Annotated in this window: 23 protein-coding genes and 1 other RNA gene; 7 read left to right on the top strand and 17 right to left on the bottom strand. The window is 66.9% G+C overall.

Annotated features, from left to right (window positions below; translation table 11 throughout):
- Positions 1–12: 12 nt before the first annotated feature.
- From murG to BGO20_RS17320, 3 genes are all read right to left on the bottom strand, one after another.
- Entirely contained in the window at positions 13–1116 is a 1104-nt protein-coding gene (gene murG / locus BGO20_RS17330) for an undecaprenyldiphospho-muramoylpentapeptide beta-N-acetylglucosaminyltransferase (protein WP_291660450.1), read from the bottom strand.
- 1 nt (position 1117) lies between these two features.
- Entirely contained in the window at positions 1118–2251 is a 1134-nt protein-coding gene (locus BGO20_RS17325; RefSeq protein WP_291660448.1) for an FtsW/RodA/SpoVE family cell cycle protein, read from the bottom strand.
- Positions 2252–2387: 136 nt separating this feature from the next.
- Positions 2388–3005, bottom strand: a complete 618-nt coding sequence (locus tag BGO20_RS17320) for a TetR/AcrR family transcriptional regulator (RefSeq protein WP_291660446.1) — start codon at positions 3003–3005, stop codon at positions 2388–2390.
- Between the two features lie 192 nt (positions 3006–3197).
- Between BGO20_RS17320 and BGO20_RS17315 the strand changes: the two genes are divergently transcribed.
- Genes BGO20_RS17315 through BGO20_RS17305 form a run of 3 tightly spaced genes read left to right on the top strand, consistent with a single transcriptional unit; the run spans position 3198 to position 6463 of the window.
- Positions 3198–3656 (top strand): (2Fe-2S)-binding protein, encoded by a 459-nt coding sequence (locus BGO20_RS17315; protein ID WP_291660444.1) that lies wholly within the window; start codon positions 3198–3200, stop codon positions 3654–3656.
- Positions 3657–3659: 3 nt separating this feature from the next.
- The gene (locus BGO20_RS17310) at positions 3660–5840 is read left to right on the top strand and encodes a xanthine dehydrogenase family protein molybdopterin-binding subunit (protein WP_291660443.1); all 2181 of its coding nucleotides are present in this window, start codon (positions 3660–3662) and stop codon (positions 5838–5840) included.
- Positions 5840–6463, top strand: a complete 624-nt coding sequence (locus BGO20_RS17305) for an Isoquinoline 1-oxidoreductase subunit (protein WP_291660441.1) — start codon at positions 5840–5842, stop codon at positions 6461–6463. Before BGO20_RS17310 ends, BGO20_RS17305 begins: the two co-directional genes overlap by 1 nt.
- Positions 6464–6477: 14 nt before the next feature.
- On the opposite strand, the gene murD is transcribed toward BGO20_RS17305, so the two are convergent.
- From murD to BGO20_RS17260, 9 genes are all read right to left on the bottom strand, one after another.
- On the bottom strand, positions 6478–7926 hold the full coding sequence (murD, locus tag BGO20_RS17300) for a UDP-N-acetylmuramoyl-L-alanine--D-glutamate ligase (protein ID WP_291660439.1): 1449 nt from the start codon (positions 7924–7926) through the stop codon (positions 6478–6480).
- Between the two features lie 66 nt (positions 7927–7992).
- The gene (gene mraY / locus BGO20_RS17295) at positions 7993–9075 is read right to left on the bottom strand and encodes a phospho-N-acetylmuramoyl-pentapeptide-transferase (RefSeq protein ID WP_291660437.1); all 1083 of its coding nucleotides are present in this window, start codon (positions 9073–9075) and stop codon (positions 7993–7995) included.
- A gap of 104 nt (positions 9076–9179) precedes the next feature.
- Complete coding sequence (locus BGO20_RS17290) at positions 9180–10604, bottom strand: UDP-N-acetylmuramoylalanyl-D-glutamyl-2,6-diaminopimelate--D-alanyl-D-alanine ligase (RefSeq protein ID WP_291660436.1); 1425 nt, start codon at positions 10602–10604, stop codon at positions 9180–9182.
- On the bottom strand, positions 10601–12052 hold the full coding sequence (locus BGO20_RS17285) for a UDP-N-acetylmuramoyl-L-alanyl-D-glutamate--2,6-diaminopimelate ligase (protein ID WP_291660434.1): 1452 nt from the start codon (positions 12050–12052) through the stop codon (positions 10601–10603). Before BGO20_RS17285 ends, BGO20_RS17290 begins: the two co-directional genes overlap by 4 nt.
- Before the next feature lie 104 nt (positions 12053–12156).
- Positions 12157–13938, bottom strand: coding sequence for a peptidoglycan D,D-transpeptidase FtsI family protein (locus BGO20_RS17280; RefSeq protein WP_440142561.1), 1782 nt, complete (start codon positions 13936–13938; stop codon positions 12157–12159).
- The gene (gene ftsL / locus BGO20_RS17275; RefSeq protein ID WP_291660432.1) at positions 13935–14321 is read right to left on the bottom strand and encodes a cell division protein FtsL; all 387 of its coding nucleotides are present in this window, start codon (positions 14319–14321) and stop codon (positions 13935–13937) included. Before ftsL ends, BGO20_RS17280 begins: the two co-directional genes overlap by 4 nt.
- A gap of 2 nt (positions 14322–14323) precedes the next feature.
- Positions 14324–15340, bottom strand: coding sequence for a 16S rRNA (cytosine(1402)-N(4))-methyltransferase RsmH (rsmH, locus tag BGO20_RS17270; protein ID WP_291660430.1), 1017 nt, complete (start codon positions 15338–15340; stop codon positions 14324–14326).
- Complete coding sequence (locus BGO20_RS17265) at positions 15337–15861, bottom strand: division/cell wall cluster transcriptional repressor MraZ (RefSeq protein WP_291660428.1); 525 nt, start codon at positions 15859–15861, stop codon at positions 15337–15339. The genes rsmH and BGO20_RS17265 overlap by 4 nt, the downstream gene beginning before the upstream one ends.
- Positions 15862–16222: 361 nt before the next feature.
- On the bottom strand, positions 16223–16705 hold the full coding sequence (locus BGO20_RS17260; RefSeq protein ID WP_291660426.1) for a MarR family winged helix-turn-helix transcriptional regulator: 483 nt from the start codon (positions 16703–16705) through the stop codon (positions 16223–16225).
- 145 nt (positions 16706–16850) lie between these two features.
- Here BGO20_RS17260 and BGO20_RS17255 point away from each other — a divergent pair, with 145 nt between their 5' ends.
- Positions 16851–17273 carry an organic hydroperoxide resistance protein gene (locus BGO20_RS17255; RefSeq protein WP_291660424.1) on the top strand — a complete coding sequence of 141 codons (423 nt, stop codon included), beginning with the start codon at positions 16851–16853 and terminating at the stop codon, positions 17271–17273.
- Between the two features lie 166 nt (positions 17274–17439).
- Here the strand turns inward: BGO20_RS17255 and rnpB are convergent.
- Together rnpB and BGO20_RS17245 are read right to left on the bottom strand one after the other, a co-directional pair.
- An RNA gene (rnpB, locus tag BGO20_RS17250) (RNase P RNA component class A) lies at positions 17440–17831 on the bottom strand.
- Between the two features lie 56 nt (positions 17832–17887).
- The gene (locus BGO20_RS17245; RefSeq protein WP_291660423.1) at positions 17888–18421 is read right to left on the bottom strand and encodes a lytic transglycosylase domain-containing protein; all 534 of its coding nucleotides are present in this window, start codon (positions 18419–18421) and stop codon (positions 17888–17890) included.
- 480 nt (positions 18422–18901) lie between these two features.
- On the opposite strand from BGO20_RS17245, the gene BGO20_RS17240 reads away from it, so the two are divergent.
- The 3 genes from BGO20_RS17240 to BGO20_RS17230 all read left to right on the top strand — a co-directional run bounded on the left by BGO20_RS17240 (position 18902) and on the right by BGO20_RS17230 (position 21482).
- Positions 18902–19651: a TerB family tellurite resistance protein gene (locus BGO20_RS17240; RefSeq protein ID WP_291660421.1), complete on the top strand. Its 750-nt coding sequence runs from the start codon at positions 18902–18904 to the stop codon at positions 19649–19651.
- A gap of 5 nt (positions 19652–19656) precedes the next feature.
- Positions 19657–20457, top strand: coding sequence for a peptidoglycan recognition protein family protein (locus tag BGO20_RS17235; protein ID WP_291660419.1), 801 nt, complete (start codon positions 19657–19659; stop codon positions 20455–20457).
- A 107-nt stretch (positions 20458–20564) separates the two neighbouring features.
- Positions 20565–21482, top strand: a complete 918-nt coding sequence (locus BGO20_RS17230) for a GGDEF domain-containing protein (protein ID WP_291660418.1) — start codon at positions 20565–20567, stop codon at positions 21480–21482.
- A gap of 26 nt (positions 21483–21508) precedes the next feature.
- Here BGO20_RS17230 and BGO20_RS17225 read toward each other — a convergent pair whose 3' ends face one another.
- From BGO20_RS17225 to metH, 3 genes are all read right to left on the bottom strand, one after another.
- Positions 21509–21922, bottom strand: a complete 414-nt coding sequence (locus tag BGO20_RS17225; RefSeq protein WP_291660417.1) for a GNAT family N-acetyltransferase — start codon at positions 21920–21922, stop codon at positions 21509–21511.
- Between the two features lie 13 nt (positions 21923–21935).
- Complete coding sequence (locus BGO20_RS17220) at positions 21936–22238, bottom strand: alkylphosphonate utilization protein (RefSeq protein WP_291660416.1); 303 nt, start codon at positions 22236–22238, stop codon at positions 21936–21938.
- A gap of 151 nt (positions 22239–22389) precedes the next feature.
- Complete coding sequence (gene metH / locus BGO20_RS17215) at positions 22390–26142, bottom strand: methionine synthase (RefSeq protein ID WP_291660415.1); 3753 nt, start codon at positions 26140–26142, stop codon at positions 22390–22392.
- Between the last annotated feature and the right edge of the window lie 2 nt (positions 26143–26144).

The following is a 26144-nucleotide window of genomic DNA, read 5'->3' as shown; positions in this document are numbered from 1 at the left end:
CTGCGTGTCCTGTCAGTTCTGAAAGTTGGCCGTCGCGATCACGAGATCGGCCAGGCGGTCGGCAGCGTCGGGGATGCCGGCGCTCTTCGCGTTTGCCGCCATCGTCGTCAAGTGCGCCGGCTGTGCGATCAGCTTCGACAATTCGGCGGCAAGATGGCGCGGTGTGAATTCCGGCTGGAGAATGCGGATCGCTCCGCCCACCCCTTCGAGGAAGGCCGCGTTCGCAGCCTGGTCCTGGTCGAGCGAGCCGGGCAGCGGCACGAGAATGGCGGGTCGCCCGATAGTGGTCAGCTCCGCAACGGTCGAGGCGCCCGAGCGCCCGACAACGAGATGAGCCGCCGCCATCTGCGCCGGCAGGTCCTTGAAGAAGGGCGAGATCGTCGCACGAATGCCGAGCTTCTCGTAGATGCCGCGGACGCGCTGGTCATCCTCGGCCCGCGCTTGCTGAACGATCGTCAGCCGAGCCCGCTCGGCCTCGCTCAGGAGCTCGATCGCCGGCGGCACGATATCGGCCATCACCCGGGCGCCCTGGCTGCCGCCGAAGACAAGCAGCCGGATCTTGCCCTCGCCCGGCCACTCGTAATTCCGGTCCGCCACCTCGAGCACGGCCGGGCGCACCGGGTTGCCGACATGGCGGCACTTCGCCTTGAGCGGCTCGGCGATGCCGCCGACCTCGGCGAAGCCGGTCGCGATGACGGTCGCCCGCCCGGCGAGGAAGCGGTTGGCCCGCCCCATCACGGCGTTCTGCTCGTGGATCACTGTCTTGACGCCCGCGAGCGAAGCGCCGAGCACCGGCGGCACGGTCGGATAGCCGCCGAAGCCGACGACGACGTCGGGCTTGAGCCTGCCGACGATCCGCCGCGCCGCGAAGGTGCCCTGGGCGAGCTTAATCAGCGCCGCGGCCATCTTGAGCGGCGAGCGGCCGGACGGTGTCGCGGCCGGCACGGCATGCACGGCCTCGGCCGGAAAGCTTCCGGCGTACTCGGCTGCGCGCGTATCGGTCATCAGCACGACGCGTTGCCCGCGCGCATGGAGCGCATGGCTCAGCGCCTCGGCCGGGAAAAGATGGCCGCCGGTTCCGCCGGCGGCCAACATGATGAGCTTGCCCGCGGCCATCTCAGCGCCCGTAGGAGCCGAACTCGGCCGAGCGCGGCCGCCGCCGCGTCAGTGCCAGCAGGAAGCCGGTGCCCACCGCCAGCGAAAGCAGCGAGGAGCCGCCGTAGGAGATGAAGGGCAGCGTCATGCCCTTGGCCGGCATCATGTGCAGGTTGACCATCATGTTGATCGCGGCCTGGATGCCGAAGAGCAGCGCAAGCCCCGTCACGGCGAGGCGGGTGAACGGATCTTCGGATTTCTGCGCCACGAGCAGTGACCGGATCACGATGATCGCGAAGAGCGCGACCAGGATCATGCAGACGATGACACCGAACTCCTCGGCCGTGACGGCGAAGATGAAGTCGGTATGGGCGTCGGGCAGGATGCGCTTCACCGTGCCCTCCCCCGGTCCCTTCCCGAACCAGCCGCCCTGGGCGAAGCTTTCGAGCGCGGTATCGACCTGGAAGGTGTCGCCGGAACCCTTGTCCATGAAGCGCTCGATGCGGGCGCGGACATGCGGCACCAGCTCATAGGCGATGAAGATGCCCGTGGCGCCGATGCCGCCCAGCCCGATCACCCAGAACCAGTGCAGCCCCGCGACGAAGAACAGGCCCGCCCAGACCAGGCTGATCAGCATGGTCTGGCCGAAGTCCGGCTGCAGCACCAGCGGCACGATCGAGACCGGCAGGATGAGCAGGGCGAGGATCGTGCCCGGCAGATCGGGACGACGCGTGCCCTCGGCAAAGGCCCAGGCGGCGAGCACGACGAAGGCCGGCTTGAGGAACTCGGAGGGCTGCACCGAGCCGAGGATGCTGAGCGTCAGCCAGCGCTTGGCGCCCTTGACCTCGACGCCGAAGAACAGCGTTGCGACCACCATGGCCAGCGAGACCACGTAGAGGATGAGCGCAGCGCGGCGCACCTGCCGCGGCGTCATGAACGACACCCCGAGGAAGATGACGATCGCGCCGGCAAGATACGCCGCCTGCCGGTTGACGAAATGGAAGGTCGAGAGCCCCAGGCGTTCAGCGACGGGGGGCCCGCCGGCCATGAGCAGCACGACGCCCGAAACCATCAGCGCGATGAGCGCGGCCAGGATCAGGCGGTCGATCGACCACCACCAGCGGCCGCTCAGGGAAGGTTCGGCGCGGGAGACCATGACAGCGCGTCCTATCGGCAAATCCGGCGCGGATGAACCGCGCCTTGAGTGACGAATCACTCTGTCAATGAATGGTTAACCGATTGATTCCGATGCGGCGGATTGCACGGGCCGGTCGCCGCGAACCGCAACCCCGTCAGCCGATGGTGACGGCCGCCGCGAAGATATGGGCGATGCCGGCAAGCCGCTCCGCATAGGCCTGACAGCTTGGCGGTGCGCCGGTCTTCGCCCCGGCCGCGGCGAACATCAATCCGGCGATCCAGTCCTCGGCAGTGACGGAAGCACGGGACAACGCGATCTCGCCGCGGGCTTCGGCCTCCTGGAGCAGTTGCCGCGCGAGCCTGACGAAGATCTGCTCGAACGCCTGAAGTTCGCTGGTCGCGATGGCGTTCATCACTGCCTTGAGTTCGACCAGGTGCTCCCCCGTACCGAAGCTCGCATAAGCCTGCCCGTGATGCGCCTGGATCAAGGCGGCTAACCGCTCCGGAAAAGCGCCTTCAGCCGCGACCGCCTCACGGCAATGTGCCTCGACGCGGCGCGCCAGCAGTCTCAACATCGCCCGGAAGACATCGTCCTTGCCCTTGAAATGCAGGTAGAGCGTCGCCTTGGCGAGTCCGGCCTCCTTGGCGATGTCGTCCATCGAGCTGCGCTTGTAGCCGTAGCGGGCGAACAGCCGCAGCGCCGCATCGGCGATCTGGTCGATGCGGGCATCCTCCGGAGAAACGGAGCTGGAACTTTCGCTTCGGTCCGACATTGCAGCCTTGACAAAATCCAATCTGCGCGCGACCATCCTAACTAGACTTAAACCGTCTAACTAGTCCAGTCGCGCGACCCAGGGCTACGGATCCATCGCCCGTATCTGATATGTCAGATCGGGACATCGGGGGCGAGCCCCCCGATCCGCACCATGGTGCCGCGCTGCGTCTTGCCAGCATCGGAGGCAGCCATGGTCTCTCTCAAGGTCAACGGGACGACGCACAGCGTCGACGTCGACGACGACACGCCCCTGCTCTGGGCCATCCGCGACAATCTCGGCCTCACCGGCACGAAGTTCGGCTGCGGCATTGCCCAATGCGGCGCCTGCACCGTCTTCATCGACGGCCAGCCGCTCCGCTCCTGCGTGACACCAGTCTCCGCCGTCGGCACCAGCGAGATCACCACGATCGAAGGCCTCGCCGGCAAGGAGGCGGATGCCGTCCAGGCCGCCTGGATCGCCCGCGACGTACCGCAATGCGGCTATTGCCAGTCCGGCCAGGTGATGAGCGCGATCGCGCTGCTCAAGGAAAACAGGAAGCCGACCGACCGCGACATCGACCTCGCGATGAACGGCAACATCTGCCGTTGCGCCACTTACGTCCGCATCCGCGCCGCGATCCATGACGCGGCCCGCGCGCTGGAGATCTGAGCCATGACCGCGCATGATCCCAAACTCTCCCGTCGCGCCCTGCTGGCTGGAGCCGGCGCGCTCGTCATCGGCTTCCATCTGCCGCGCAACGCCAAGGCGCAGTCAGGCGCCGGCGCGGCCTATCGGCCCGGCGGCAACGCCACTTTCGCGCCGAACGCCTTCATCCGCGTCGCGCCCGACTCCACCGTGACCGTCCTGATCAAGCATATCGAGTTCGGCCAGGGCCCGTTCACCGGGCTTGCCACGCTCGCGGCCGAGGAAATGGACGCAGCCTGGAGCCAGATGCGCGCCGAGCATGCCCCGGCCGACGTCAAGCTCTACGCCAATCTCGCCTTCGGCGTGCAGGGTACCGGCGGCTCGACGGCCATCGCCAATAGCTGGGAACAGATGCGCAAGGCGGGCGCCGCAGCGCGCGTGATGCTGGTGCAGGCCGCGGCCACCGCCTGGAACGTGCCGGCCGGCGAGATCAAGGTCGAGGATGGCGTCATCAGCCACGCCTCCGGCCACAAGGGTTCGTTCGGCGAATTCGCGGAGGCGGCCTCCAGGTTGCCCGTCCCCGAAAACCCGCCGTTGAAGCCGGCCTCGGCCTACAAGCTGATCGGCAAGGAGGGCGCGACCAAGCGGCTCGACAGTGCCGACAAGTCACGCGGCAAGGCGCAGTTCACCATCGATATCCATGCACCCGACATGCTGACGGTCGTCATCGCCCGCTCCCCGCGCTTCGGCGGCAAGGTCGCGAGCTTCGACGCGGCCGAGGCGCTCAAGGTCAAAGGCGTCGTCGACGTGAAGTCGATCGGCTACGGCGTCGCGGTCTATGCCAACGGCATGTGGCCGGCCCTCAAGGGGCGCGAGGCGCTGAAGGTGACCTGGGACGATAGCGCCGCGGAAAAACGCGGCAGTCCCGAGCTGATCGCCGAGTACCGCAAGCTGGTCCGGCAGCCCGGCACGGTCGCCGGCAGCCGCGGCGACGCCGAGGCGGCGCTCGGCAAGGCGGAGCGCGTCATCGAGGCGGAGTTCGTCTTCCCCTATCTGGCGCATGCGCCGATGGAGCCCTTGGACGGCTATCTCGAATGGGACGGGCAGACCGCCCATGCCCGCTTCGGCAGCCAGTTCCAGACGACGGAACACCAGACGATCGCGAAGATTCTCGGCCTGCCGCCGGAGAAGGTCACGCTGGAGACGATGTTCGCCGGCGGCAGCTTCGGCCGGCGTGCCCAGGTCAGCCAGCATCTGGCAGCCGAACTTGCCACAGTCGCCAAGACCATCGGCCCCAAACGCCCGGTCAAGATCGTCTGGACCCGCGAGGACGATCTGACCGGTGGCTACTATCGCCCGCTCTTCGTTCACCGCTTCCGGGGCGCCGTGAAGGACGGGAAGATTGCGGCCTGGTCGAGCACGCTGGTCGGCCAGTCCTTCTTCCTCGGAACGCCTTTCGAGGCGATGGTCGTCAAGAACGGCATCGACGCGACGTCGGTCGAGGGCGCCAACGAAATCTTCTACGAGGTACCCGACTTTCGCTGCGACGTTCACAACCCGACGGTCGGCGTGCCGACCCTCTGGTGGCGCTCGGTCGGCCACACCCACACCGGCTATGCCGTCGAATGCTTCGTGGACGAACTGCTTCAGGCCGCCGGGCAGGATGCGGTCCAGGGCAGGCTTACCCTGATGGGCGACAAGCATCCGCGCGCCGCCGGCGTGCTCAAGGCGGTCGCCGATCTGGCCGGCTGGAAGGGCCCCGGGCCGGTCGACGGGCGCGCCCGCGGCGTGGCGGTGGTCGAGAGCTTCGGCTCCTTCGTTGCCCAGATCGCCGAGGTCTCGATGGGGCCGGAGGGCGAGCCCAAGATCCACAAGGTCTGGTGCGCGGTCGATTGCGGCGTCGCCGTGAATCCGGACATCATCCGCGCGCAGGTCGAGGGCGGCATCGGCTTCGGCCTCGGCCATGCCCTCTACGGCCAGATCACGCTCGATGGCGGCCGGCCGGTCCAGACCAACTTCCACGAGTATCGCTCGCTGCGCATCAACGAGATGCCGGAGGTCGAGGTCCGGATCATCGCCTCGACCGAGAAGCCGAGCGGCATCGGCGAGCCCGGCGTGCCGCCGATCGGCCCCGCCGTGGCCAATGCGCTGGCCGCGCTCGGCCATGGCCGGCCGCGCCAGTTGCCCATGCAGGGAGGCACCGTCTGATGAGCCGCAACCTGATCCTCGCGGCTGCCGCGGCACTCGTGGTCTGCGTCACCGGCAGCGCGCTCACGCTGGCGCAGAACGCCGCCCACCCCGGCGGCACCAGCCTGCGCCCGGCATCGAGCTTCGCCGCGATCGCCAACCAGCGCGACCGCTCGGTCGCGCTCTTCACCGAGATGGGCAAGGTCTTCCAGCATCCGCGCTGCATGAACTGCCACCCGGCGACCGAGCGGCCGCGTCAGGGCGACATCCGTAAGCTGCACGAGCCGATCGTCGTCCGCGGCAAGGACGGACACGGCGCGCCTGGCCTCCACTGTGCGACCTGCCACGGCAAGGAGAATTTCGACCCCGCCCGCATCCCCGGCAACGAACATTGGGCTCTGGCATCGGCCTCCATGGCCTGGGAAGGCAAGAGCCTTGCGCAGATCTGCGAGCAGTTGAAGGATCGGAACCGCAACGGCAGCCGCGACATCCCTGCGCTGATCAAGCACGTAACCAGCGACAGCCTCGTGCTCTGGGGCTGGAAGCCCGGCAGGGGGCGGGAGCCGGCGCCAGGGACCCCGGCTGAATTCGGCGAACTGATGCAGGCCTGGGCCGACAGCGGCGCGGCCTGCCCGGCCTCCTGAGCGGCACGCTATCCCTAGGGGCGGTCCGTGGCTCTGGCCGCCCCGAAAGGCACGAACCCGGGCAGCGCCGCCACCAGCTTGCGGAAGGTGTCGCCGCGCACTTCGAAATTCGGGAACTGGTCGAAGGAGGCGCAGGCCGGCGAGAGCAGCACAGCGATCTCACCCTCGCCCGGCTGTGCCAGCGCATCGCGCGTCGCATCGGCCACCGCCTTGTCGAGCGTGACGCTGCGCTCATAGGCGACGCGGCCGTCAGCGTCGAAGGTCGCCGCGAAGAGGTCGCTCGCCGCGCCGATCAGGTAGGCCCGGGCGATGTTCGGGAAATAGCGGCGCAGCGATTCGATACCCCCCTCCTTGGCCTTGCCACCGAGGATCCAGAAGATGTCGCGGAAGGAGGTCAGCGCCTTCTCGGTCGAATCCGCATTGGTCGCCTTGGAATCGTTGATGAACACGACACGGCCGATCCGGCCGAGTTCCTCCATGCGATGCGCCAGCCCCGGATAGCTCCGGAAGCCGGCGGCGATCTCGGCATCGCTCAGGCCCAGCGCCGCGCAGGCGGCGAAGGCGGCCGCCGCGTTCTGGGCATTGTGCGAGCCGCGCAGCGAACCGATGTCCGCCAGGCTGGCGACGACGCGCCGTTTGCCGCTCTGCGCCACGACGATCAGCGTCTCGCGCCGCCCCTCATGCTCGACGACCTCGGCGAAGACGCCTTCGTCGAGCGGTCGCTCGCCGCTGATCTCGACCAGCGATCGCCCCCCGGCCATGCGTCTCAGCGCCATCTGCCGCGAGGGCTCGTCGTCGACGCCGACCACTGCGATGTCGGCCGCCGAAACCAGCCGTTCCTTGATGGCCGCATAGTTTTCCAGCGAGCCGTGCCGGTCGAGATGATCGGGCGTCAGGTTCATCTGGATACCGACGGTGGGCTTGAGCGAAGGAGCGAGATCGATCTGGTAGCTCGAGCACTCGATGACATGGACGCGGTTCGCGGCCGGCGGCGCCAGCGCCAGAACGGCAGTGCCGATATTGCCGCCCATCTGCGCGTCGCGGCCTGCCGCCTTGAGCACATGCGCGATCAGCGCCGTCGTCGTCGACTTGCCATTGGTCCCGGTGATGCAGACGACCGGTGCGGCCGGAGCGATCTCCGCCCGCTCGCGGAAGAATAGCTCCACGTCGCCGATGATCTCGACGCCTGCGGCCTTGGCCTTCGCCACCGTCCAATGCGGTTCGGGATGGGTCAGAGGCACGCCCGGCGACAGCACGAAGGCGGCGAAGCCCGACCAGTCCGCACGCGCCAGGTCGATGACCGCGATGCCCTCGGCCACGGCCTTGTCGCGGCTCTTCTCGCTGTCGTCCCAGGCCGCGACCTCGGCGCCGCCGGCCTTGAGCGCCTGTGCGGTCGCGAGCCCCGAGCCACCGAGGCCGAACAGGGCGACCTTATGCCCGGCGAAGACGGTGACGGGCGTCATCGCGGTATGATGCCGAAAAGTGGGAACCGGTTTTCGGGGGACATCATACCCTTCATACCCTCGCTCTCAGCGCAGCTTCAGCGTGGCGAGGCCGACCAGCGCCAGCACGACCGAGATGATCCAGAAGCGGATCACCACCTGCGGTTCGGTCCAGCCCAGCTTCTCGAAATGATGGTGGATCGGTGCCATCAGGAAGACCCGTTTGCCGGTGCGCTTGAACACGAAGACCTGGATGATGACCGAAAGCGCCTCGACCACGAAAAGCCCGCCGACGACGGCCAGCACGATCTCGTGCTTGGTCGCGACGGCGATGGTGCCGAGCAGGCCCCCTAGACCGAGCGACCCCGTGTCGCCCATGAAGATCTGGGCCGGCGGCGCGTTGAACCAGAGAAAGCCGAGCCCCGCCCCGATCACCGCCCCGCAGATCACCGCCAGTTCGCCCGCGCCAGGCACATGGTGGATCTGCAGATAATTGGCGAAGATGGCGTTGCCGACGAGATAGGAGATGAAGCCGAAGGTGCCGGCAGCGATCATCACCGGCACGATGGCGAGCCCGTCGAGCCCGTCGGTCAGGTTCACCGAATTGCCGGCGCCCACCACGACGAAGGCTGTGACCAGCGGGAACAGGATGCCGAGCGGGATGATCGCTTCCTTGAGGAAGGGCATGGCGAAGCCCGAGGCGATCGCCGGCGGCTGCGTCTGCATCACGAAGAAGCAGGCGACGACGGCGACCACGACCTCGATGGCGATGCGGGCCTTGCCGGAGAAGCCTTTGTGCGACTGCTTCGTCACCTTGAGATAGTCGTCATAGAAGCCGATGGCGCCGTAGGACGCCGTGACGAACAGCACGATCCAGACATAAGGGTTGCGCAGATTGCCCCAGAGCAGGACCGCGACGAACAGGCCGGTCAGGATCATAAGCCCGCCCATGGTCGGCGTGCCGCGCTTGGCGAGATGGGATTCGGGCCCGTCGGTGCGGATCGGCTGGCCCTTGCCCTGCTTGATCCTGAGCCAGGAGATCGCCGCCGGCCCGAAGAAGAAGACGAAGAGCAGCGCCGTCGCCGTCGCCCCGCCCGCTCGGAAGGTGATGTAGCGGAAGACGTTGAGGGCCGGGAAGGTGCCGGACAATTCGGCGAGCCAGGCGAGCATGGGCGGGCGATCTCTCGGGAAACGGTCGGAAAGGTCGGATCAGAATCGTTTGGTATGTCGCATTTTCTTCACGCGAACCGGTATCCACTTCGCTTGAAAATGCTTCAGTCGTCGGCGGGCACGGCAGGAAAGCGCGCAAGGAGCGCCTTGACGATCGGCCCCATGCGCGAGCCCAGCGATCCCTTCACCGTGACGACGTCGCCGGCGCGGATTGCATCGAGCACGAGCGGTTCCAAAGCGCCCGATGCGGGGGCATAAGCCCCCCGCATGGCCGAAGGCAAGCTCTCATAGAGCTCCTTCATCAGCGGTCCGCAGGCAAAGACCTTGTCGATTCCGTTGGCGGCGAGCGGTTCGGCCAGGCCCTTGTGCAGCTCGCCTCCGCTCGGACCGAGTTCCAGCATGTCGCCGAGCACGGCGATCCGCCGCCCCCTGCCTTCGACCGGCAGGCGTCCGAGATTTTCGATCGCCGCGCGCATCGAGGCCGGATTGCCGTTGTAGCTCTCGTCGAGCAGCGTGAAGCGCCCGCCGGGAGCCTGCAGCGTCTGCCGCGCTCCACGCCCGGCCGGCGGCTTGAGATCGCCCAATGCGAGAGCCGCCAGCGCGAGGTCGGCGCCGAGCGCCTGCACCGTCGCCAGTACCGCGAGCGAATTCAGCACGATATGCTTGCCGGGACTGCCAAGCCTGTAGGTCACCGATTGACCCAGCACCCGCGCCTCGACCGTCGACATGTCCGCTTTGAGAGCGCAGGAGATCAGCCGGACATCGGCGTCGGGGCTTTCGCCGAAGGTAACGATCTGCCCGGCCGGGCCGGACCGGGCGATGTCGCGCAGCAGTTCCGATTGCGGAATATCGGCATTGATGATCGCCGTACCGCCCTTCTCGAGTTCCCAGAAAACACCGGCCTTCTCCTCCGCGATGCCTTCGAGCGAGGCGAAGGCCGCCAGATGCACTGGGGCGATCGTGGTGATGATGGAGACTTGCGGCCGCACCATGCGCGCCAGCGGCAGGATCTCGCCGGGGCTGTTCATGCCGATCTCGTAGACGCCATAGGCGACCTCGGCCGGGGTACGCACCAGTGTCAGCGGCACGCCCCAATGGTTGTTGTAGGAGGCGACCGGCGCATGGGTCTTGCCCTGGCGCGAAAGTACGAGGCGCAGCGCTTCCTTGGTGCCGGTCTTGCCGACCGAGCCGGTGACCGCGACGATGCCTGCCTTGAGCGCGGCGCGGCGGGCCGCACCCGCGTGCTCCATCGCCTTCAACACGTCCGGCACGACGGCGAGCGCGCCTGCGCCCTCGAATTCAGCCGCATGCGCCTCGTCGATCACGGCCAGCGCCGCGCCCTTCTCCAGCGCGCCCTTGACGAAATCATGCCCGTTTCGCGCCTCGCCGGTGATGGCGAAGAAGATGTCGCCGGGCTCCAGCGTGCGGGTATCGATCGAGGCGCCCGTCACGACCGGCGGCACCGCGCCCTCAGGCTTCGCGCCGAGCGCCGCAATCAGCTTGTCTCCGGTCCAGAGCGGGGCGCTCATCCTTGAATCTCCGACAGCGCTTTCCGCACGACCTCATGGTCCGAGAAAGGCAATGTGCGCTCGCCTATGATCTGGCCGGTTTCATGGCCTTTTCCGGCCACCACCAGCAAATCCCCAGGCTTCAGCATCGTCACGGCGGCGCGGATCGCTTCCTCGCGGTCGCCGATCTCCGTGAGCTTCGGCGAGGCGGCCATGATCTCGGCCCGGATCGTCGCCGGATCCTCGCTGCGCGGATTGTCGTCGGTGACGATGGCGATATCGGCCTTCTCGGCGGCGATCGCGCCCATCAGCGGCCGTTTGCCCTTGTCGCGGTCTCCGCCGCAGCCGAAGACGCAGATCAGCCGCCCGGTCGCATAGGGCCTGAGCGTGGCCAGCACCGCCGCCAGCGCATCGGGCTTGTGGGCATAGTCGACGACGACGAGCCCGCCATTCGCCTCGCCCACGCGCTCAAGCCGGCCGGCGACGCCTGTGAGTCCGGAGATCGCCTCCAAAGCCTTGCGCCCATCGGCGCCGGTCGCGATGGCTAATCCCGCCGCGACCAGCGCATTGCCGGCCATGAAATCGCCGACCAGCGGCAGCGAGACGGAAACCGGCTCGCCGTCGATGCCGACAGTCAGGCGCTGTGCAAAACCGTCCCGCTCATTGGCCAGCAGCCTCAGAGTCTCGCCCTTGCGACCGATGCCGATGATCGGGTGCCCGCCGGATTCGGCAGCTCGCGAGGCCTCCTCCGCATAAGGCTCGTCGCGGTTGATGACGACCGGCGCGCCGGCCGGCAGCAACTCCCAGAGTCTCAGCTTGGCGGCAAGATAGTCTTCGACGCTGGGATGATAGTCGAGATGGTCGCGCCCGAGATTGAGAAAGGCGCCGGCCTTGAGCCGCACCCCGTCGAGCCGACGCTGGTCGAGCCCATGCGAGGAAGCTTCCATGGCGAGATGGGTCACGCCCTCTCCGGCCAGCCTGTCGAGCGAAGCGTGCAGCGACAGCGGGTCGGGCGTGGTCAGCGAGCCGTAATCGGCACCTTTCGCGGTGACCACGCCGATGGTGCCGAGACTGGCGGATTCATGACCGAGGGCCTGGAAGATCTGGCGGGTGAAGTCAGCCACGGAGGATTTGCCGCTCGTTCCCGTCACCGCGACGATGGTCTCGGGCTGGCGCGGATGGATCGTCGCGGCCGCCAGCGCCAGCGCCAGCCTCGGATCCTTGACCTGCGCGAAGGCGACGCCGGCCGGCAGGTCGGCCGGGCGCGGTCCGCCCGAGACCACGGCGACGGCTCCATGCCCGACCGCATCCAGGATGAAGCGCTCGCCATCCGTCCTGGCGCCGGCAAGCGCGACGAAGACGTCGTCCCCGGTGACCTTGCGGCTGTCGAACGCGACGGCGTGCACCTGCTGGCTGGCCGCCTCCGGATCGAATATCTCGGGGAAAAGCTCGTCTAGTCTCCAGGACATCGCATTCACCATTCCGCTGCCGTCCCGGAGCCTCCGCTTGGCTCAAGCCGAGGCGCATCCGCAACCCGGCTCAACTGGACGGTCGCGCGGGCCAAGGTCAAGCCTCAGCGCGAGCCCCAGGCGCCGAGCTTCGCCATCAGCGGGAAGGGCGATGGCGGGGGATCGAAGCGCGGCACGATACCGAGCAGGGGAGCGGCGCGCTCGATCAGCTTGCCAGTGGTGACGCCGCCGTTCCACGCGGCCGTCGAATAGCCGCCGCTCTCGGCGTAGCCCTTCGGCTCGTCGTAGATGGTCAGGAACAGGTACCTCGGTTTGTCGGACGGCACGATCGCTGTGAAGGTCGTGAAGTTCTTGTTCTTCGCATAGCGGCCGTTGATGACCTTCTCGGCGGTGCCAGTCTTGCCGCCCACGAAATAACCGGGGATGTCGGCCTTGCGCGCCGAGCCCTTCTCGCCGTTGATGCGCATGATGAAGCGCAGGGCCTCCGAGGTCTCCGGCTTGATCACACGCGTCGCGACCTTCATCGCCTCTTCCTGTGAACGCTTCAGGAAGGTCGGCTTCATCAGGTAACCGCCATTGACCAGCGCAGCGACGGCGGCGAGGGCCTGGATCGGCGCGACGGCGAGGCCATGGCCGAAGGCGATGGTCGCGGTGTTGATCTCGCCCCAACGCTGCGGAACGATCGGCGCCGCGCTTTCCGGCAGCTCCGTCTGCATGCGGTCGAGCTGCATCATCTTCTTGAGGAAGGCCTTGTGCCCTTCGACGCCGACGGCGAGCGCCATCTTGATCGAACCCATGTTCGAGGAATGCACGAAGACTTCGGGGACCGTCAGGGTCCGCCCGGTGCCATGGTACTCCTTGATCACCTGGCGGCCGAACCGCATCATTCCGCCGGCCGTCGAATAGGTCGAATTGATGGTTGCCTTGCCGGAGTCGAGAGCCATCGCGATGGTCAGCGCCTTGAAGGTCGAGCCCATCTCGTAGACACCGACGTTCATCCGGTTGATCCGGTCCTTTTCCAGCGCATCGACCGGGTTGTTAGGGTCGAAATCCGGCAGCGAGACCAGCGCCAGCACCTCGCCGGTGGTCACGTCGAGGATCGCTCCGGCGGCGGCGATGGCACGGAAGCGCTCCATGCCCTTGACCAGTTCGTCCCGCAGGAGGTGCTCGATGCGCAGGTCGATCGAGAGCTTGACCGGCTTGAGGTCGCTCGCCTCGGTGGCCAGGCCGGCCCCGTTCAGGTCCTGCAGCCCCTGCGAGTCGATATATTTCTCCATGCCGGCGATGCCGATATTGTCGATATTGGCGAAGCCGAGCACATGGGCTGCGGCCGGGCCGTTCGGGTAGAAGCGCTTGTGCTCGGGCAGGAAGCCGACGCCCGGGATGCCGAGGCGGTAGACCTCAGCCTGCTGGCGCGGCGTGATCTCGCGCTTGACCCAGACGAAGCCCTTCTTGGTGCCAAGCTTGTCTCGCAGCTCCTTGGCGTCGAGGTCGGGCAGGACCGCGGTCAGGAGTTCAGTCGCCTCGTCCTTGTCGAGGATCTTGCGCGGTTCGGCGAAGACAGAGACCACGTTGATGTCGGTGGCGAGGATCTCGCCATTGCGGTCGACGATGTCCGGCCGCGCGGCGGAGATGGCATTGGAGCTCGCGCGGCGGATACCGACCTGCTCGTTCGGCAACGTCGCCAGCAGGGCCAGCCGGCCGGTGATGGCGATGAACAGGGCCGAAAATCCGAGGATGATCAGGCCGACGCGCGGCTGGGCCTTCTCGCCGCTCATGCGGAAGACGTCGCGCAACCAGGCGAAGCGCGAGCGCGGCATGGCCGGAGCCGCGACGGTCTCGGCCTCGGTCTCCAGGCCAGGCTCGACCCGATGCGTTTCCGTCATGGCATGGCTCCAGGCGTGGTCGCACCCGACTTGGCGCTTCGCGGGGTCTCCGTCGGCAGGCCGAGGCCGAGATCGGCGAGCTTGCGGCCGATGGCGTCGACCTTCGGGCCGCGGTTCGGAATTTCCGACGGCTTCACCACCTGCGTCGCCTGGAAGGGCTGCAGGTCGAGATGGCGGTCCGCCAGAACCTGGATACGATCCGGACGATTGAGGAACTGCCACTCCGCCTTGAGCACCTGGATGGCGTCGCGCTCGCGCTGCGTCTTGGCCTTCAGCTTCTGCAGATGCTCGGTCGCCAGCGTCGTCTCGTATTTGATCGAGTAGGCATAGACCGCCGAGGAAACCAGGGCGCCGATGGCGATGATGTGGAGAAACTTGATCACGCTCAGGATCTCCGGCGCGGCGCAGGTTCGGGGATGCCGGCGAGCGCGACCAGGCCAGCCTCCGCGCGGCGCGGCGCGGCCTCGTTGCGCTCCGCGGCGCGCAGCTTGGCGGAGCGCGCCCGGGGATTGGCCCGCATTTCCGCCTCGGACGGGCCGATGGCCCCCTTCTCGACAAGGCGGAAGGTCGGTTGCGCTGCGGCGACCGCCGGCGCGTGACGCGAGCCGGACGGCAGGCGGCCCGAGCGCTCTGCCAGGAACTGCTTGACGATACGGTCTTCCAGCGAATGGAAGGTGACGACGACGAGACGCCCGCCCGGCGCCAGCACGGCCTCGGCGGCGTGCAGCGCCCGGACGAGCTCGCCGAGCTCGTCGTTGACCGCGATGCGCAGCGCCTGGAACACCCGCGTCGCCGGATGCGCGCCGCCGGGCTCGGTCCGCACGATGCCGGCGACGAGATCGGCCAATTGCTTGGTCGTGCTCAGCGGCGCCTTGCGCCGCGCCTCGACCACGGCGCGGGCGACGGCGCGCGAGCGGCGCTCCTCGCCGTAATGGTAGAAGATGTTGGCGAGCAGCCCTTCCTCGGCTTCGTTGAGGATATCGCTCGCGCTTTGCCCCTCGCCGCTCATGCGCATGTCGAGCGGACCGTCGAAGCGGAACGAAAAGCCGCGCTCCGGCTGGTCGATCTGCATCGACGAGACGCCGATGTCGAGCACCACCCCGTCGAGCGGGACCATCCGGAAGCGCTCCGCCTCCTCGGCAAGATCGCCGAAGCGCGCCTGCGACAGCGTCAGCCGCCCGGCCATCGCCGCGACGAGATCGGCCCCGCCGGCGATCGCGCTCGGGTCGCGGTCGAGCCCGAGCAGGATCGAGCCGGGCGCCGCATCGAGGATCGCCTTGCTGTAGCCCCCTGCCCCGAAGGTACCGTCGAGATAGCGCCCGCCTGCCCTGGGCGCGAGCGCCGAGAGCACTTCTGCAAGCAGCACGGGCACATGGCGGGTCGAACCAACCTGGTCCGTCATGAACCCGAACCTCCCGCCGAACCCGCGAGTCCGCCCAACGTCCGCTTCACGTCGCGCAGCCGCGACCGCGCCGCATCGAGATGCGCCCGGAAGCGTTCCGGCTCCCAGATCTGGAATTTGTGGCCGTGCCCGACGAAGGTCACCGCATCGCCGATGCCGGCATGGGCCTTGAGCGCTTCGCTGAGCACGATACGCCCTTCCGGATCGACCTTCAGCACCTCCGAGGTGCCGTTCAGCGCCGTCGAGAGTAGTTCCCACTCGTCCGAGAAGGGCGAGAACCGCGCCAGGATGTCGTCGATCGTGGCTCGCAGCGCATTGCCGCCGGCATCGAGCGCCGGCAGGTCCAGCCCCTGGTGGACATAGAGTCCCTCGTAGCCGTCCTTGGCGAGAACCGAGCGGAAGCTCGAGGGAATTGAGACGCGCCCCTTGGCGTCGAGCCGGTTGGTGAAGTTCGAGACGAAGCGGTCCGTCAACGCCGCCTCCCGGCCTGCTCTCCACATCACCGCCGGACGCCCGTCCATGCGGCCAAGAATCCCCCCGTCGAAGCAGGCAAGCAGTACCCGGCGACCAAAATCCGCGCGGCACACGGACCCTGACCTGAGAACTGCCTGTCGGCTTCGACGGGATGATTTGGGATAGCATGGGAGAACATGGGCGTCAATGGAATCGTAAGCACGAGTCGATGCTTGCGAAGGCTCGCCGCCATCACATCCCGTTATGGTTAAGCAACCGTAAGCGCGGGGAATTCCGTGCCGGCAGCTGGATATTCCACCGGCCACGGCAGATCAGGCGTAACCGAAAAAAGTCAGCCGCGAGCGCCACGGATCGAGAAAAGCCGCGCTTCGACGAGGCCATCGAAAGCCAGCACGGCAAGTGGCGCGTCTACCCCTCGCGCGCGGCAGCGAGCAGCGCGTCGCGTATCTGCCCGAGACGCTCGCGCAACTCGGTCGCCCCTGCGGCGCTCGAGCCCAGCGCGCAGCCGATCGCTTCCTGGACCCGACGCCCTTCGGCGCTCAGGGCCTGCCCCTTCGCGGTCAGATGGATACGAACCTGCCGCTCGTCGGCAGCGTCACGCTCGCGCCGGATGAAGCCGGCCGCTTCAAGGCGCTTCAGCAGCGGCGTCAGGGTTCCTGAATCCAGCAGAAGCTTCTCGCCGAGCACCTTCACGGTCGGCCCGTCGTCAGCCCACAGCACGAGCATCACCAGATATTGCGGGTAGGTCAGTCCGATCGCCGCGAGCACCGGCCGATAGACGCGGTTGAAGGCGTGCCCGGCCTGATAGACGGCGAAGCAGAGCTGCTGTTCCAGCCGGGGAGCATCGCCCGCCCTCACCTCGCCATCGGATGCGTTTTCGGACACTGTCATGCCTCTGCCACCATCCATTCAACGCAAAGCGGAAACCGAAGCGACAATCAACTCCGCGTGATCGCTCATATTGAATTGTTGACAATCTAATTGTGCACAATATGAATAGCAAGCACGGCTTCACTCGAAAACGAAGGAAACGATCATGAAGATCCTTTACACCGCCCATGGTTCCGCCACCGGCGGCCGCGAAGGTCAGGCCGCGACCGACACCGGCAACGTCAAGCTTGTCCTGAACACGCCGAAGGAACTCGGCGGCGGCGGCGGCGAAGGCACCAATCCCGAACAGCTCTTCTCGATGGGCTATTCCGCCTGCTTCCTGGGCGCGCTCAAGTTCGTCGCCGGCAAAGAGAAGGTGAAGATCCCGGAGGACGCCCGCGTCAGTGCCGATATCGGCATCGGCCCGCGCGACGATGGGCAGGGCTTCGGCATCGCTGCCAAGCTGACGATCTCGGTCCCCGGCGTCGACAGGGCCGTGGTCGAGGACCTCGTCCAGAAGGCCCATATCGTCTGCCCGTATTCCCACGCCACCCGCGGCAATATCGACGTCGAACTCAAGGTCGCCTGAGGCAAGGGACCGACTGCTTCGGCATCGATTGCTTGACGCCCGAAAATCCGCTCCAGCGTGACCGTTGGCGCGGTCGCCGAGAACCGGTGCAGGCGACAGACCGTCGGCACCGGAAGCGCAGGTGATCGCTTCAGGCATCCCGTTGGAGCAGGAATTGAGAGCGGTAGGCGCCAGCCGGCCTGTAAGCCGGGTTCTGGATGGCCGGAGGATCGCTCCCCCGACGTGACGGCCATTCCTCTGGGGCGCGCATCGCTGCGCGCCTCGAGCAACCAACCCGGACGACAGGGCACAGAAACCTGCCCCTCTCCGCTTGCGCGGAAAGCATCGTCCCTATTCGGTTTTGCTCCCGGTGGGGCTTGCCGTGCCGTCCCCGTTGCCGGGTCCGCGGTGCGCTCTTACCGCACCTTTTCACCCTTACCCCGCGCCGAAGCGCCGGGCGGTTCGATCTCTGTGGCGCTTTCCCTGGGGTCGCCCCCGCCGGACGTTATCCGGCACCGTGTTTCCGTGGAGCCCGGACTTTCCTCCCTCGCGAGCGAGAGCGGCCGTCCGGCCGACTGGCGAGGGGGAAATGCGCGCTGCCGCGGCCTGCGTCAAGCGTGACCGCCCGACAATCGTCAGTTCCGGGCGGTGATCGTGCGCACCTTCGCGCAATAAACCCGGTTTGCGCCGTTCATCCGCGTGGTCATATGGCCGCTCTGGTACTTCATCACGGTGCGGCAGGTATCGCCGCCGGCCATCTTGTAGGCCATGGCAAGGTACTTCATGCCGTAGCGCGCATTGGTCTCGGCATCGAGCAGACCGCTCGCGCTGCCGGAATAGCCGAGGCCCCGCGCCGTCTGATGCCGGATCTGCATCAGGCCGTAGTTCCCCGCATGGGACGCGCGCGGATTGTAGCGGCTCTCGATCCGGACCACCGCGTCAGCCAGAGAGAACGGCACGCCGTTGGCTGCGGCATGGCGCGCGACCAGCGCGCGCAAACCTTCCGTACCGGCCGGAGCAGCAAGCGGCACGGAGCCGCGCCGTTCGGCCTTGGCCGTCTTCGCATCGGCCTTTCCTGCAGCCTTCTTCGAAGCCTGGGCTTCGGCCCGGGCCTCGCCCGCGTCGCCGGACTGGTCGGCCTTTTCGCGGGCGATTTCGGCATCGCGCATAAGGAGTGCTCTGGGATCCATCTCCGAATTAACGAATTCCTCCGCCGACGCCATCGCGGGGAGGCTAATCAGAATCGCCGCAGCCAGACCGCCGAAGATATACCGCATGATGAACCGGACCTCGTCTGTTCAGATCTGATGAGAAGGCGCGGTCAATTGCTGATAGAATGTGTCCATAATCTGACACATGCGTAAGAAAAGCGCGTAGAAAAGTGCGTATACAGGAATTTATTCTATATTTAACCATGAAGTATTCCCAGGTATTCGGCGCCCTCATAAGCTTTGCCGGCGCAGCCCGCTCCGGCGCGAATCAGAAAAACGGCTCGCGCGCCCCGTTCCCGCCACAATCTCCGGAAAATGCGTGATTCCCTGCGGCAGGCGGTCGCGACGGCGCCCTGCCCCTTGATTGGAGGGCGGCTCCCCTCACATCATGCAGCCGCGCTTCGGCGCCCGACCGATTCACCGGAGACCCGGCCCTTCATGGCTTCATCATTCTGGGGTGCGCTTGGCGGCGGCGGCCTTGGGCTCGCGCTCGGCGGCCCTTTGGGTGCGCTTGTCGGCGCCGTTGCCGGGCATGTCCTGATCGATCGCGAGGGTGCGCCTTTCGGGTCCCCCCCGCGCGAACTGGTCTTCACGACCGGGCTGGTGGCACTGGCGGCCAAGATGGCCCGGTCCGATGGCGTCGTGACCTGCGACGAGGTCACCGCCTTCCGGCGCATCGTCGAGGTGCCGGCCGAGCAGCAGCAGCGTGTCGAGGCGCTGTTCGATCTCGCCAAGCAGACGAGCGCCGGCTTCGAAGCCTATGCCGCGCAGATCGCCGATGCCTTCCACGACGAGCCCGCCCTGCTCGAGGACGTACTCGACGGGCTGTTCCTGATCGCCGCGGCCGACGGCGCGATCCATGAGGCCGAGCACGCCTATCTGCGTGCCGTTGCCGGCATCTTCGCCATTGCCGACGGGGATTTCGCCCGCATCGAGGCACGTCACGTCCGCCGCCCGGACGATCCCTATCTGGTCATCGGTGCGAGCCGGGAGATGGGCGACGAGGAGCTGAAGCGGCATTATCGCCGTCTCGTGGCGGAGACCCACCCCGACCGGGGAATCGCTCGGGGCCTTCCGGCGGAAGCGATCGCGATCGCGACGAGGCGGCTCGCCGCGATCAACGCCGCCTGGGACGCCATCGAACGCGAGCGCGGCCTCCACCGCCGGCTTTCGCATCAGCCTGCCTGACCGCCATGAGCGACACCACCGACGCTGCGGCAAGGCCTGACAGCCGCTTCGCCGCGAAGATCTTCCCCTCCCCCAATCACGGCGAGCGCAAGCTGAGCGACGGAACGCCGGGTCGGCGGCCCGACATGCTGATCCTGCATTACACCGGCATGCCGATCGCAGGCGAAGCATTGCAGTGGCTGTGCAACCCGGTCTCGCAGGTCTCGTCACATTATTTCGTCTTCGAGAACGGCCACACGCTCCAGCTCGTGCCGGAAGGCCGCCGCGCCTGGCATGCCGGCGCCTCGCATTGGGCCGGCGAGACCGACATCAACTCCTGCTCGATCGGCATCGAGATCGCCAATCCAGGCCATCCCGGCGGCCTGCCGGATTTCCCGGACGAGCAGATCGCGGCGACGCTCAACCTCTGCCGCGATATCTGCGAGCGCTGGTCGATTCTGCCCGAACGGGTCCTCGCCCATTCCGACATCGCGCCCGGCCGCAAGATCGATCCCGGCGAGAAATTCCCCTGGCGGCACTTCGCCGAAGCCGGCGTCGGCCTCTGGGCGGAGCCGGCCCCGATCCGGGGTGGGAGATACTTCGCCCGCGGCGATGCCGGCCAGCCGGTCGAGGCGCTGCAGGCCATGTTCGCCATGCTCGGCTACGGCGTCACCGTCGACGGCATCTTCGACGACAAGCTGGAAGCCGTGGTCGCGGCCTTCCAGCGTCACTGGCGGCCGGAAAAGGTCGACGGTGTCGCCGATTCCTCGACGATCACGACCCTGCGCGACCTGCTTGCCGCCAGCCGTGGCTCGCGCAGCGCCTGATCGCATTTCCGTGATGAACAGCAAGGCTCGCTTAACCCCCTCGTTTTAGTGTAGTTTTCCCGCAGGGCAGACCGCAGGGGGCAGCCTTGAACATCCAGCAGCAACACTTGGCCAGCGAACTCTGCCGGTTGTCCGGCAAATCGTCCGCCATCGGCGCCTGGGAGTGCAACCTGGCCAACGAGGCGCTGAGCTGGACCGACGGGGTCTATGACCTGTTCGGCCTGGCGCGCGGTTCGACGATCCAGCGTTCGTCGATCCTCGATCTTTACGAGGAGGCATCGCGCAGCGAAATGAACCGGATGCGCGGCAGCGTCATCCGCAACGGCGGGGCTTTCTCGCTCGACTGCCGCATCCGCACCGCGAGCAACGAGAAGCGCTGGATGCGGCTGATCGTCGGCGTCGGCCATCAGCATGGGCGCCCGATCCGCATCTTCGGCTCGAAGCAGGACGTCACGGCGGAAAAGGGGCTGTGGAGCGGGCTCGCCGCGCTGTCGCGTCACGAACCGATCATCGAGGCCTCGACCCGCGATGATTTCGAAAACCGCCTCGGCCGGGCCTTGTTCGATCCTCGTTTCGAGCGCGACTGCTTCGCCCTGGTGCTGTTCGACATCGACGATTTTCACGACATCGCCGAGACCTTTGGCCGCGCGGCCAGCGACGAACTGCTCTGCCGTTTCGAGGAACGGCTGAATCGGCTTTTCCCGGATGCGCTGGCGAGCGGCCGCATGGGCGAGAGCGAGTTCGCATTGCTGTTGCGCATGCCAGCCGGGCAGCGCCGGCTCACGCTTAGCCTCGACAATGCCCAGCACCTGCTCTGCCGGCCGGTTTCGCGCGGCAATATGGTGATCGATTTCACGATTTCGATCGGCGGCGCTGCCCTCGAAGGCAACCGCAGGCGTGAGCCGGCCACGCTGTTCGCCGAGGCGCAGGCGGCCCTTCACGTCGCCAGCATGGCAGGCGGCAACACCTTGCGCATGTTCGACAGGCCTCCGGTGAACGGGACCAGAAGTCTGCCTGCGAGCTGATTCCCCAGTGGAGCGCGACGGAGCCTTTAGAGCGCGCGGATGAAGACGATCTGGCCGTCGAGCGAACGGCCCATCTCGCGCCAGCCATGCCGGCGATAGAAGCGCTCGGCCCGGGTGCCGGCGCCCGTCGTCAGCCAAGCCTGCGCGTGGCCGGCGGCCTGGAGTTGCGCCAGCGTTTCGTCGAGCAGCGCCCGGCCGTGGCCGCGTCCTTCCCGCTCCGGATCGACGAACAGCGCCCAGACCAGACCGGTCTGATGGTTGGCGCAGGCGAAGCCAGAAACCTCGCCGGCCTCCTCGCAGACCAGGAAGATCGCATGCTCGCGATACCAGTCGATCTCCGCGGCCGTCACCAGCGCCGGATTGCTCAGTACGTTCTCGCGCACGTCCATGCGGATCGCGTGGACGCGCGGCTGGTCGGCGAGGGTCGCTTTGCGGATCATCGGGCCGGAAGCCTCAGCGCTTGCGTACGAATTCGGTGCGCAGCACGAGCCCCCTGATCGTGTCGTGGCGGCAGTCGATCTCCTCCGGATCGTCGGTCAGTCTGATCGAGCGGATCACCGTACCCTGCTTCAGCGTCTGCCCCGCGCCCTTGACCTTGAGGTCCTTGATCAGCACGACGGAATCGCCGTCCGCAAGGACATTGCCGGCGGAATCCCGCACCTCGACCCGCGTCGCGGCGGCAGCCGCAGCCGCAACCTCCGAGGCCGGCCGCCACTCGCCCGTCACATCGTCATAAACGTAATCATCGTCGGCCATGACCGTTCCGCTCGCCCCGTCACTGCCGGGCAGCCCCGACAGAGCCGGCGTTAAACGAGCCGGCAGGATAATTCAACAAGCCGCGTCTGTATAATCTGCCGCCGCGCACCTGCCGAACGGTAGGCCAAAAGCGCCGCCCGGAAGCGGGCCCCTATTCCGCCGCCTGCAAACGATAGGCGGCGGTGTCGTAGTTGAGGATCGGCATCAGCCAGCGCTCGACCTCCTCGACGCTCATGCCTTTGCGTTGGGCATAGTCCTCGACCTGGTCGCGCTCGACCTTGGCGACGCCGAAATAATACGCCTCCGGATGCGCGAAATAGAGCCCGGAGACCGAGGAGCCCGGCCACATCGCATAGCTCTCGGTCAGCTTCACGCCGACGCGGCGCTCGGCCTCCAGCAATCGGAAGAGCGTTTCCTTCTCGGTATGATCGGGCTGGGCCGGATAACCCGGCGCCGGGCGGATGCCCCGATATTCCTCGCGGATCAGGTCCTCGTTCGAGAAGGCCTCGTCCGGCGCGTAGCCCCAGAACTCCTTGCGCACGAGCTGGTGCATCCGCTCGGCGAAGGCCTCGGCGAAGCGGTCCGCCAGCGCCTTGACCATGATCGAACGGTAATCGTCGTTGTCGCGGGCAAACTTCTCGGAGATGCGCTCTTCCTCGGCGCCCGCCGTGACCACGAACGTGCCGATATAGTCCGGCGCCACGCCTTCCGGCGCGACGAAATCGGACAGGCACATGTTCGGCTTGCCGTCGCGCTTCGAGAGCTGCTGGCGCAGGCCGTGGAAGGTCGCGAGCGTCTCCTGCCGGCTCTCGCCGGTATAGAGGCGGATATCGTCGCCGACGGCGTTGGCCGGCCAGAAGCCGATCACCGCCTTCGGGTTGAACCAGCGCTCCTCGACGATGCGCTTCAGCATCGCCTGCGCATCGTCCCAGAGCGCGCGCGCCGCCTCACCCTGCTTCTCGTCCTGCAGGATCGCCGGGTAGCGGCCCTTCAATTCCCAGGTCTGGAAGAACGGCGTCCAGTCGATCACCGGCACGAGATCGGCGATGTCGTAGGTACGGAAGGTCCGCGTGCCCAGGAAGCTCGGCTTCGGCGGCTGATAGGCAGCCCAATCCGTCTTGAAGGGATTGGCGCGCGCCTTGGCCAGCGGCAGGCGTTGCTTGTCGGCCTCCGAGCGGCGATGCGCCTCGGCGACCTTGGCGTACTCGGCCTGCACCCCGGCGACATAACCCGGCTTCTGCTCGGACGAGAGCAGGCTCGACACCACGCCGACGGCGCGCGACGCGTCGTTCACATGCACCGCCTGGCCCTTCTCATAGGCCGGATGGATCTTCACCGCCGTATGGACGCGGCTGGTCGTCGCGCCGCCGATCAGGAGCGGGATGTCGAAGCCCTCGCGCTCCATTTCGGAGGCGACCGTCACCATCTCGTCGAGCGAGGGGGTGATCAGGCCGGAGAGGCCGATGATATCCACCTTCTCCCGGCGCGCTGTCTCCAGGATCTTCTGGGTCGGCACCATCACGCCGAGGTCGATCACCTCGTAATTGTTGCACTGGAGCACGACGCCGACGATGTTCTTGCCGATATCGTGGACATCGCCCTTCACCGTCGCCATCAGCACCTTGCCGGCGGCCGAGCGCTCGGAGCCGCCGTTCAGGCGCTTCTCTTCCTCCATGTAAGGCATAAGATAGGCGACGGCCTGCTTCATCACGCGGGCGGACTTCACCACCTGCGGCAGGAACATCTTGCCCGAGCCGAACAGGTCGCCGACCACGTTCATGCCCGCCATCAACGGGCCCTCGATCACGTGCAGCGGCTTCTCGGCCCGCTGACGGGCTTCCTCGGTATCGACGTCGATAAACTCGGTGATCCCCGCGACCAGCGCATGCTCCAGCCGCTTCTCGACCGGCAATTCGCGCCAGGCGAGATCCTTGCCGGAAGCCGCGACCGAGCCGTCGCCCTTGAAGCGCGGTGCCGCCTCCAGCAGCCGCTCGGTCGAATCCTTGCGGCGATTGAGGACGACGTCCTCGCAGAGCTCGCGCAATTCGGGATCGAGATCGTCATAGCTGCCGAGCTGGCCGGCATTGACGATGCCCATGTCCATCCCCGCCTTGATGGCGTGGTAGAGGAACACGGAATGCATGGCCTCGCGGACCTTCTCGTTGCCGCGGAACGAGAAGGACAGGTTCGAGACGCCGCCCGAGATATGGGCATGCGGCAGCGTCTCGCGGATGGCGCGGGTCGCGTCGATGAAGTCGTTGCCGTAGTTGTCGTGCTCCTCGATGCCCGTCGCCACCGCGAAGATGTTCGGGTCGAAGATGATGTCCTCGGGCGGGAAGCCGATCGTCTCGGTCAGCAGCTTGTAGGCCCGCGTACAGATCTCGATCTTGCGCTGGAACGTGTCGGCCTGCCCGACCTCGTCGAAGGCCATCACGACGACCGCCGCGCCATATTGCCGGCAGATGCGCGCCTGCTCGAGGAAGGCTTCCTCGCCCTCCTTCATCGAGATCGAATTGACGATCGGCTTGCCCTGGATCGTCTTCAGGCCGGCCTCAATCACGGGGAATTTCGACGAGTCGACCATGATCGGCACGCGCGAGATGTCCGGCTCGGAGGCGATCAGGTTGCAGAACTCGGTCATCGCCTTCTCGGAATCGAGCAGGCCCTCGTCCATGTTGATGTCGATGACCTGCGCGCCATTGGCGACCTGATCGCGCGCCACGTCGAGCGCGGCGGCATAGTCGCCGGCCGTGATCAGCTTCCTGAACTTGGCCGAGCCGGTGACGTTCGTGCGCTCGCCCACGTTCACGAACGGAATGGTCTCGTCGAGCGTGAACGGCTCCAGCCCTGCAAGCCTGAGATAGGGCTTCACCTCGGGAGCCTGGCGCGGCGCCTTGCCGGCGACGGCCTCGGCGATGGCCTTGATATGGCCGGGCGTGGTGCCGCAGCAGCCGCCGACCATGTTGACGAAGCCCGCATCGGCGAACTCAGCCAGCATCTCGGCGGTCGCCTCCGGCCGTTCGTCATAGAGGCCGAATTCATTGGGCAGGCCGGCATTCGGATAGGCGCAGACCAGCGTGTCGGCAATGCGCGACATGTCCTTGATATGCGCCCGCATCTCGCGTGCGCCGAGCGCGCAATTGAGGCCGATGGTCAGGGGCGCGGCATGGCGCACCGCATTCCAGAAGGCCTCGACCGTCTGGCCGGAGAGCGTGCGGCCCGAGAGATCGGTGATCGTGCCGGAGATCATCACCGGCAGGCGGATGCCCTTCTCGCGATAGACCTGCTCGATCGCGACGATCGCCGCCTTGGCGTTCAACGTGTCGAAGATCGTCTCGATCAGCAGCAGCTCCGAGCCGCCATCGATCAGGCCCCTCACCTGCTCGGCATAGGAATCGCGCACCTGATCGAAGCTCACGGCGCGGAAGCCGGGATTGTTGACGTCGGGCGAAATCGAGAGCGTGCGATTGGTCGGTCCGATCGCCCCGGCGACGAAGCGGCGGCGCCCGTCTTCCTTCTCGGCGATCATCGCCGCCTCGCGGGCGAGCCGCGAGCATTCGACGTTCAGCTCATAGACGATCGCCTCCATGCCGTAATCGGCCTGGGCGATCGAGGTGCCGGAGAAGGTGTTGGTCTCGACGATATCGGCGCCCGCCCGGAAATAGGCGAGATGGATGTCGCGCAGCGCCTCGGGCTGCGTCAGGGCGATGATGTCGTTGTTGCCCTTGAGGTCGTGGTTGAAGCCCTTGAAGCGCTCGCCGCGGAAATCCGCCTCGGAGAGCTTCAGGTTCTGGATCTGCGTGCCCATTGCGCCGTCGAGCACCAGGATGCGCTCGCGTGCGGCCTGGCGCAGCGCGCGCTCGATCTCGGCGCCGTCGACGGGGGCGGGAATGAAGTCGGACATAG

Source organism: Allobosea sp. 67-29 (assembly GCF_001898115.1).
In the GTDB taxonomy this organism is placed as follows: Bacteria; Pseudomonadota; Alphaproteobacteria; order Rhizobiales; family Beijerinckiaceae; genus Allobosea.
Note: the sequence above shows the minus strand (reverse complement) of the source record. Positions and strands in the feature narration are given on the sequence as shown.

Bases quoted from the DNA above. Each gene is read 5' to 3' on its own strand.
- murG (WP_291660450.1), bottom strand. From the start codon at position 1,116: ATGGCCGCGGGCAAGCTCATCATGTTGGCCGCCGGCGGAACCGGCGGC.
- BGO20_RS17325 (WP_291660448.1), bottom strand. From the start codon at position 2,251: ATGGTCTCCCGCGCCGAACCTTCCCTGAGCGGCCGCTGGTGGTGGTCG.
- BGO20_RS17320 (WP_291660446.1), bottom strand. From the start codon at position 3,005: ATGTCGGACCGAAGCGAAAGTTCCAGCTCCGTTTCTCCGGAGGATGCC.
- BGO20_RS17315 (WP_291660444.1), top strand. From the start codon at position 3,198: ATGGTCTCTCTCAAGGTCAACGGGACGACGCACAGCGTCGACGTCGAC.
- BGO20_RS17310 (WP_291660443.1), top strand. From the start codon at position 3,660: ATGACCGCGCATGATCCCAAACTCTCCCGTCGCGCCCTGCTGGCTGGA.
- BGO20_RS17305 (WP_291660441.1), top strand. From the start codon at position 5,840: ATGAGCCGCAACCTGATCCTCGCGGCTGCCGCGGCACTCGTGGTCTGC.
- murD (WP_291660439.1), bottom strand. From the start codon at position 7,926: ATGACGCCCGTCACCGTCTTCGCCGGGCATAAGGTCGCCCTGTTCGGC.
- mraY (WP_291660437.1), bottom strand. From the start codon at position 9,075: ATGCTCGCCTGGCTCGCCGAATTGTCCGGCACCTTCCCGGCCCTCAAC.
- BGO20_RS17290 (WP_291660436.1), bottom strand. From the start codon at position 10,604: ATGAGCGCCCCGCTCTGGACCGGAGACAAGCTGATTGCGGCGCTCGGC.
- BGO20_RS17285 (WP_291660434.1), bottom strand. From the start codon at position 12,052: ATGTCCTGGAGACTAGACGAGCTTTTCCCCGAGATATTCGATCCGGAG.
- BGO20_RS17280 (WP_440142561.1), bottom strand. From the start codon at position 13,938: ATGACGGAAACGCATCGGGTCGAGCCTGGCCTGGAGACCGAGGCCGAG.
- rsmH (WP_291660430.1), bottom strand. From the start codon at position 15,340: ATGACGGACCAGGTTGGTTCGACCCGCCATGTGCCCGTGCTGCTTGCA.
- BGO20_RS17265 (WP_291660428.1), bottom strand. From the start codon at position 15,861: ATGGACGGGCGTCCGGCGGTGATGTGGAGAGCAGGCCGGGAGGCGGCG.
- BGO20_RS17260 (WP_291660426.1), bottom strand. From the start codon at position 16,705: ATGACAGTGTCCGAAAACGCATCCGATGGCGAGGTGAGGGCGGGCGAT.
- BGO20_RS17255 (WP_291660424.1), top strand. From the start codon at position 16,851: ATGAAGATCCTTTACACCGCCCATGGTTCCGCCACCGGCGGCCGCGAA.
- BGO20_RS17245 (WP_291660423.1), bottom strand. From the start codon at position 18,421: ATGCGCGATGCCGAAATCGCCCGCGAAAAGGCCGACCAGTCCGGCGAC.
- BGO20_RS17240 (WP_291660421.1), top strand. From the start codon at position 18,902: ATGGCTTCATCATTCTGGGGTGCGCTTGGCGGCGGCGGCCTTGGGCTC.
- BGO20_RS17235 (WP_291660419.1), top strand. From the start codon at position 19,657: ATGAGCGACACCACCGACGCTGCGGCAAGGCCTGACAGCCGCTTCGCC.
- BGO20_RS17225 (WP_291660417.1), bottom strand. From the start codon at position 21,922: ATGATCCGCAAAGCGACCCTCGCCGACCAGCCGCGCGTCCACGCGATC.
- BGO20_RS17220 (WP_291660416.1), bottom strand. From the start codon at position 22,238: ATGGCCGACGATGATTACGTTTATGACGATGTGACGGGCGAGTGGCGG.
- metH (WP_291660415.1), bottom strand. From the start codon at position 26,142: ATGTCCGACTTCATTCCCGCCCCCGTCGACGGCGCCGAGATCGAGCGC.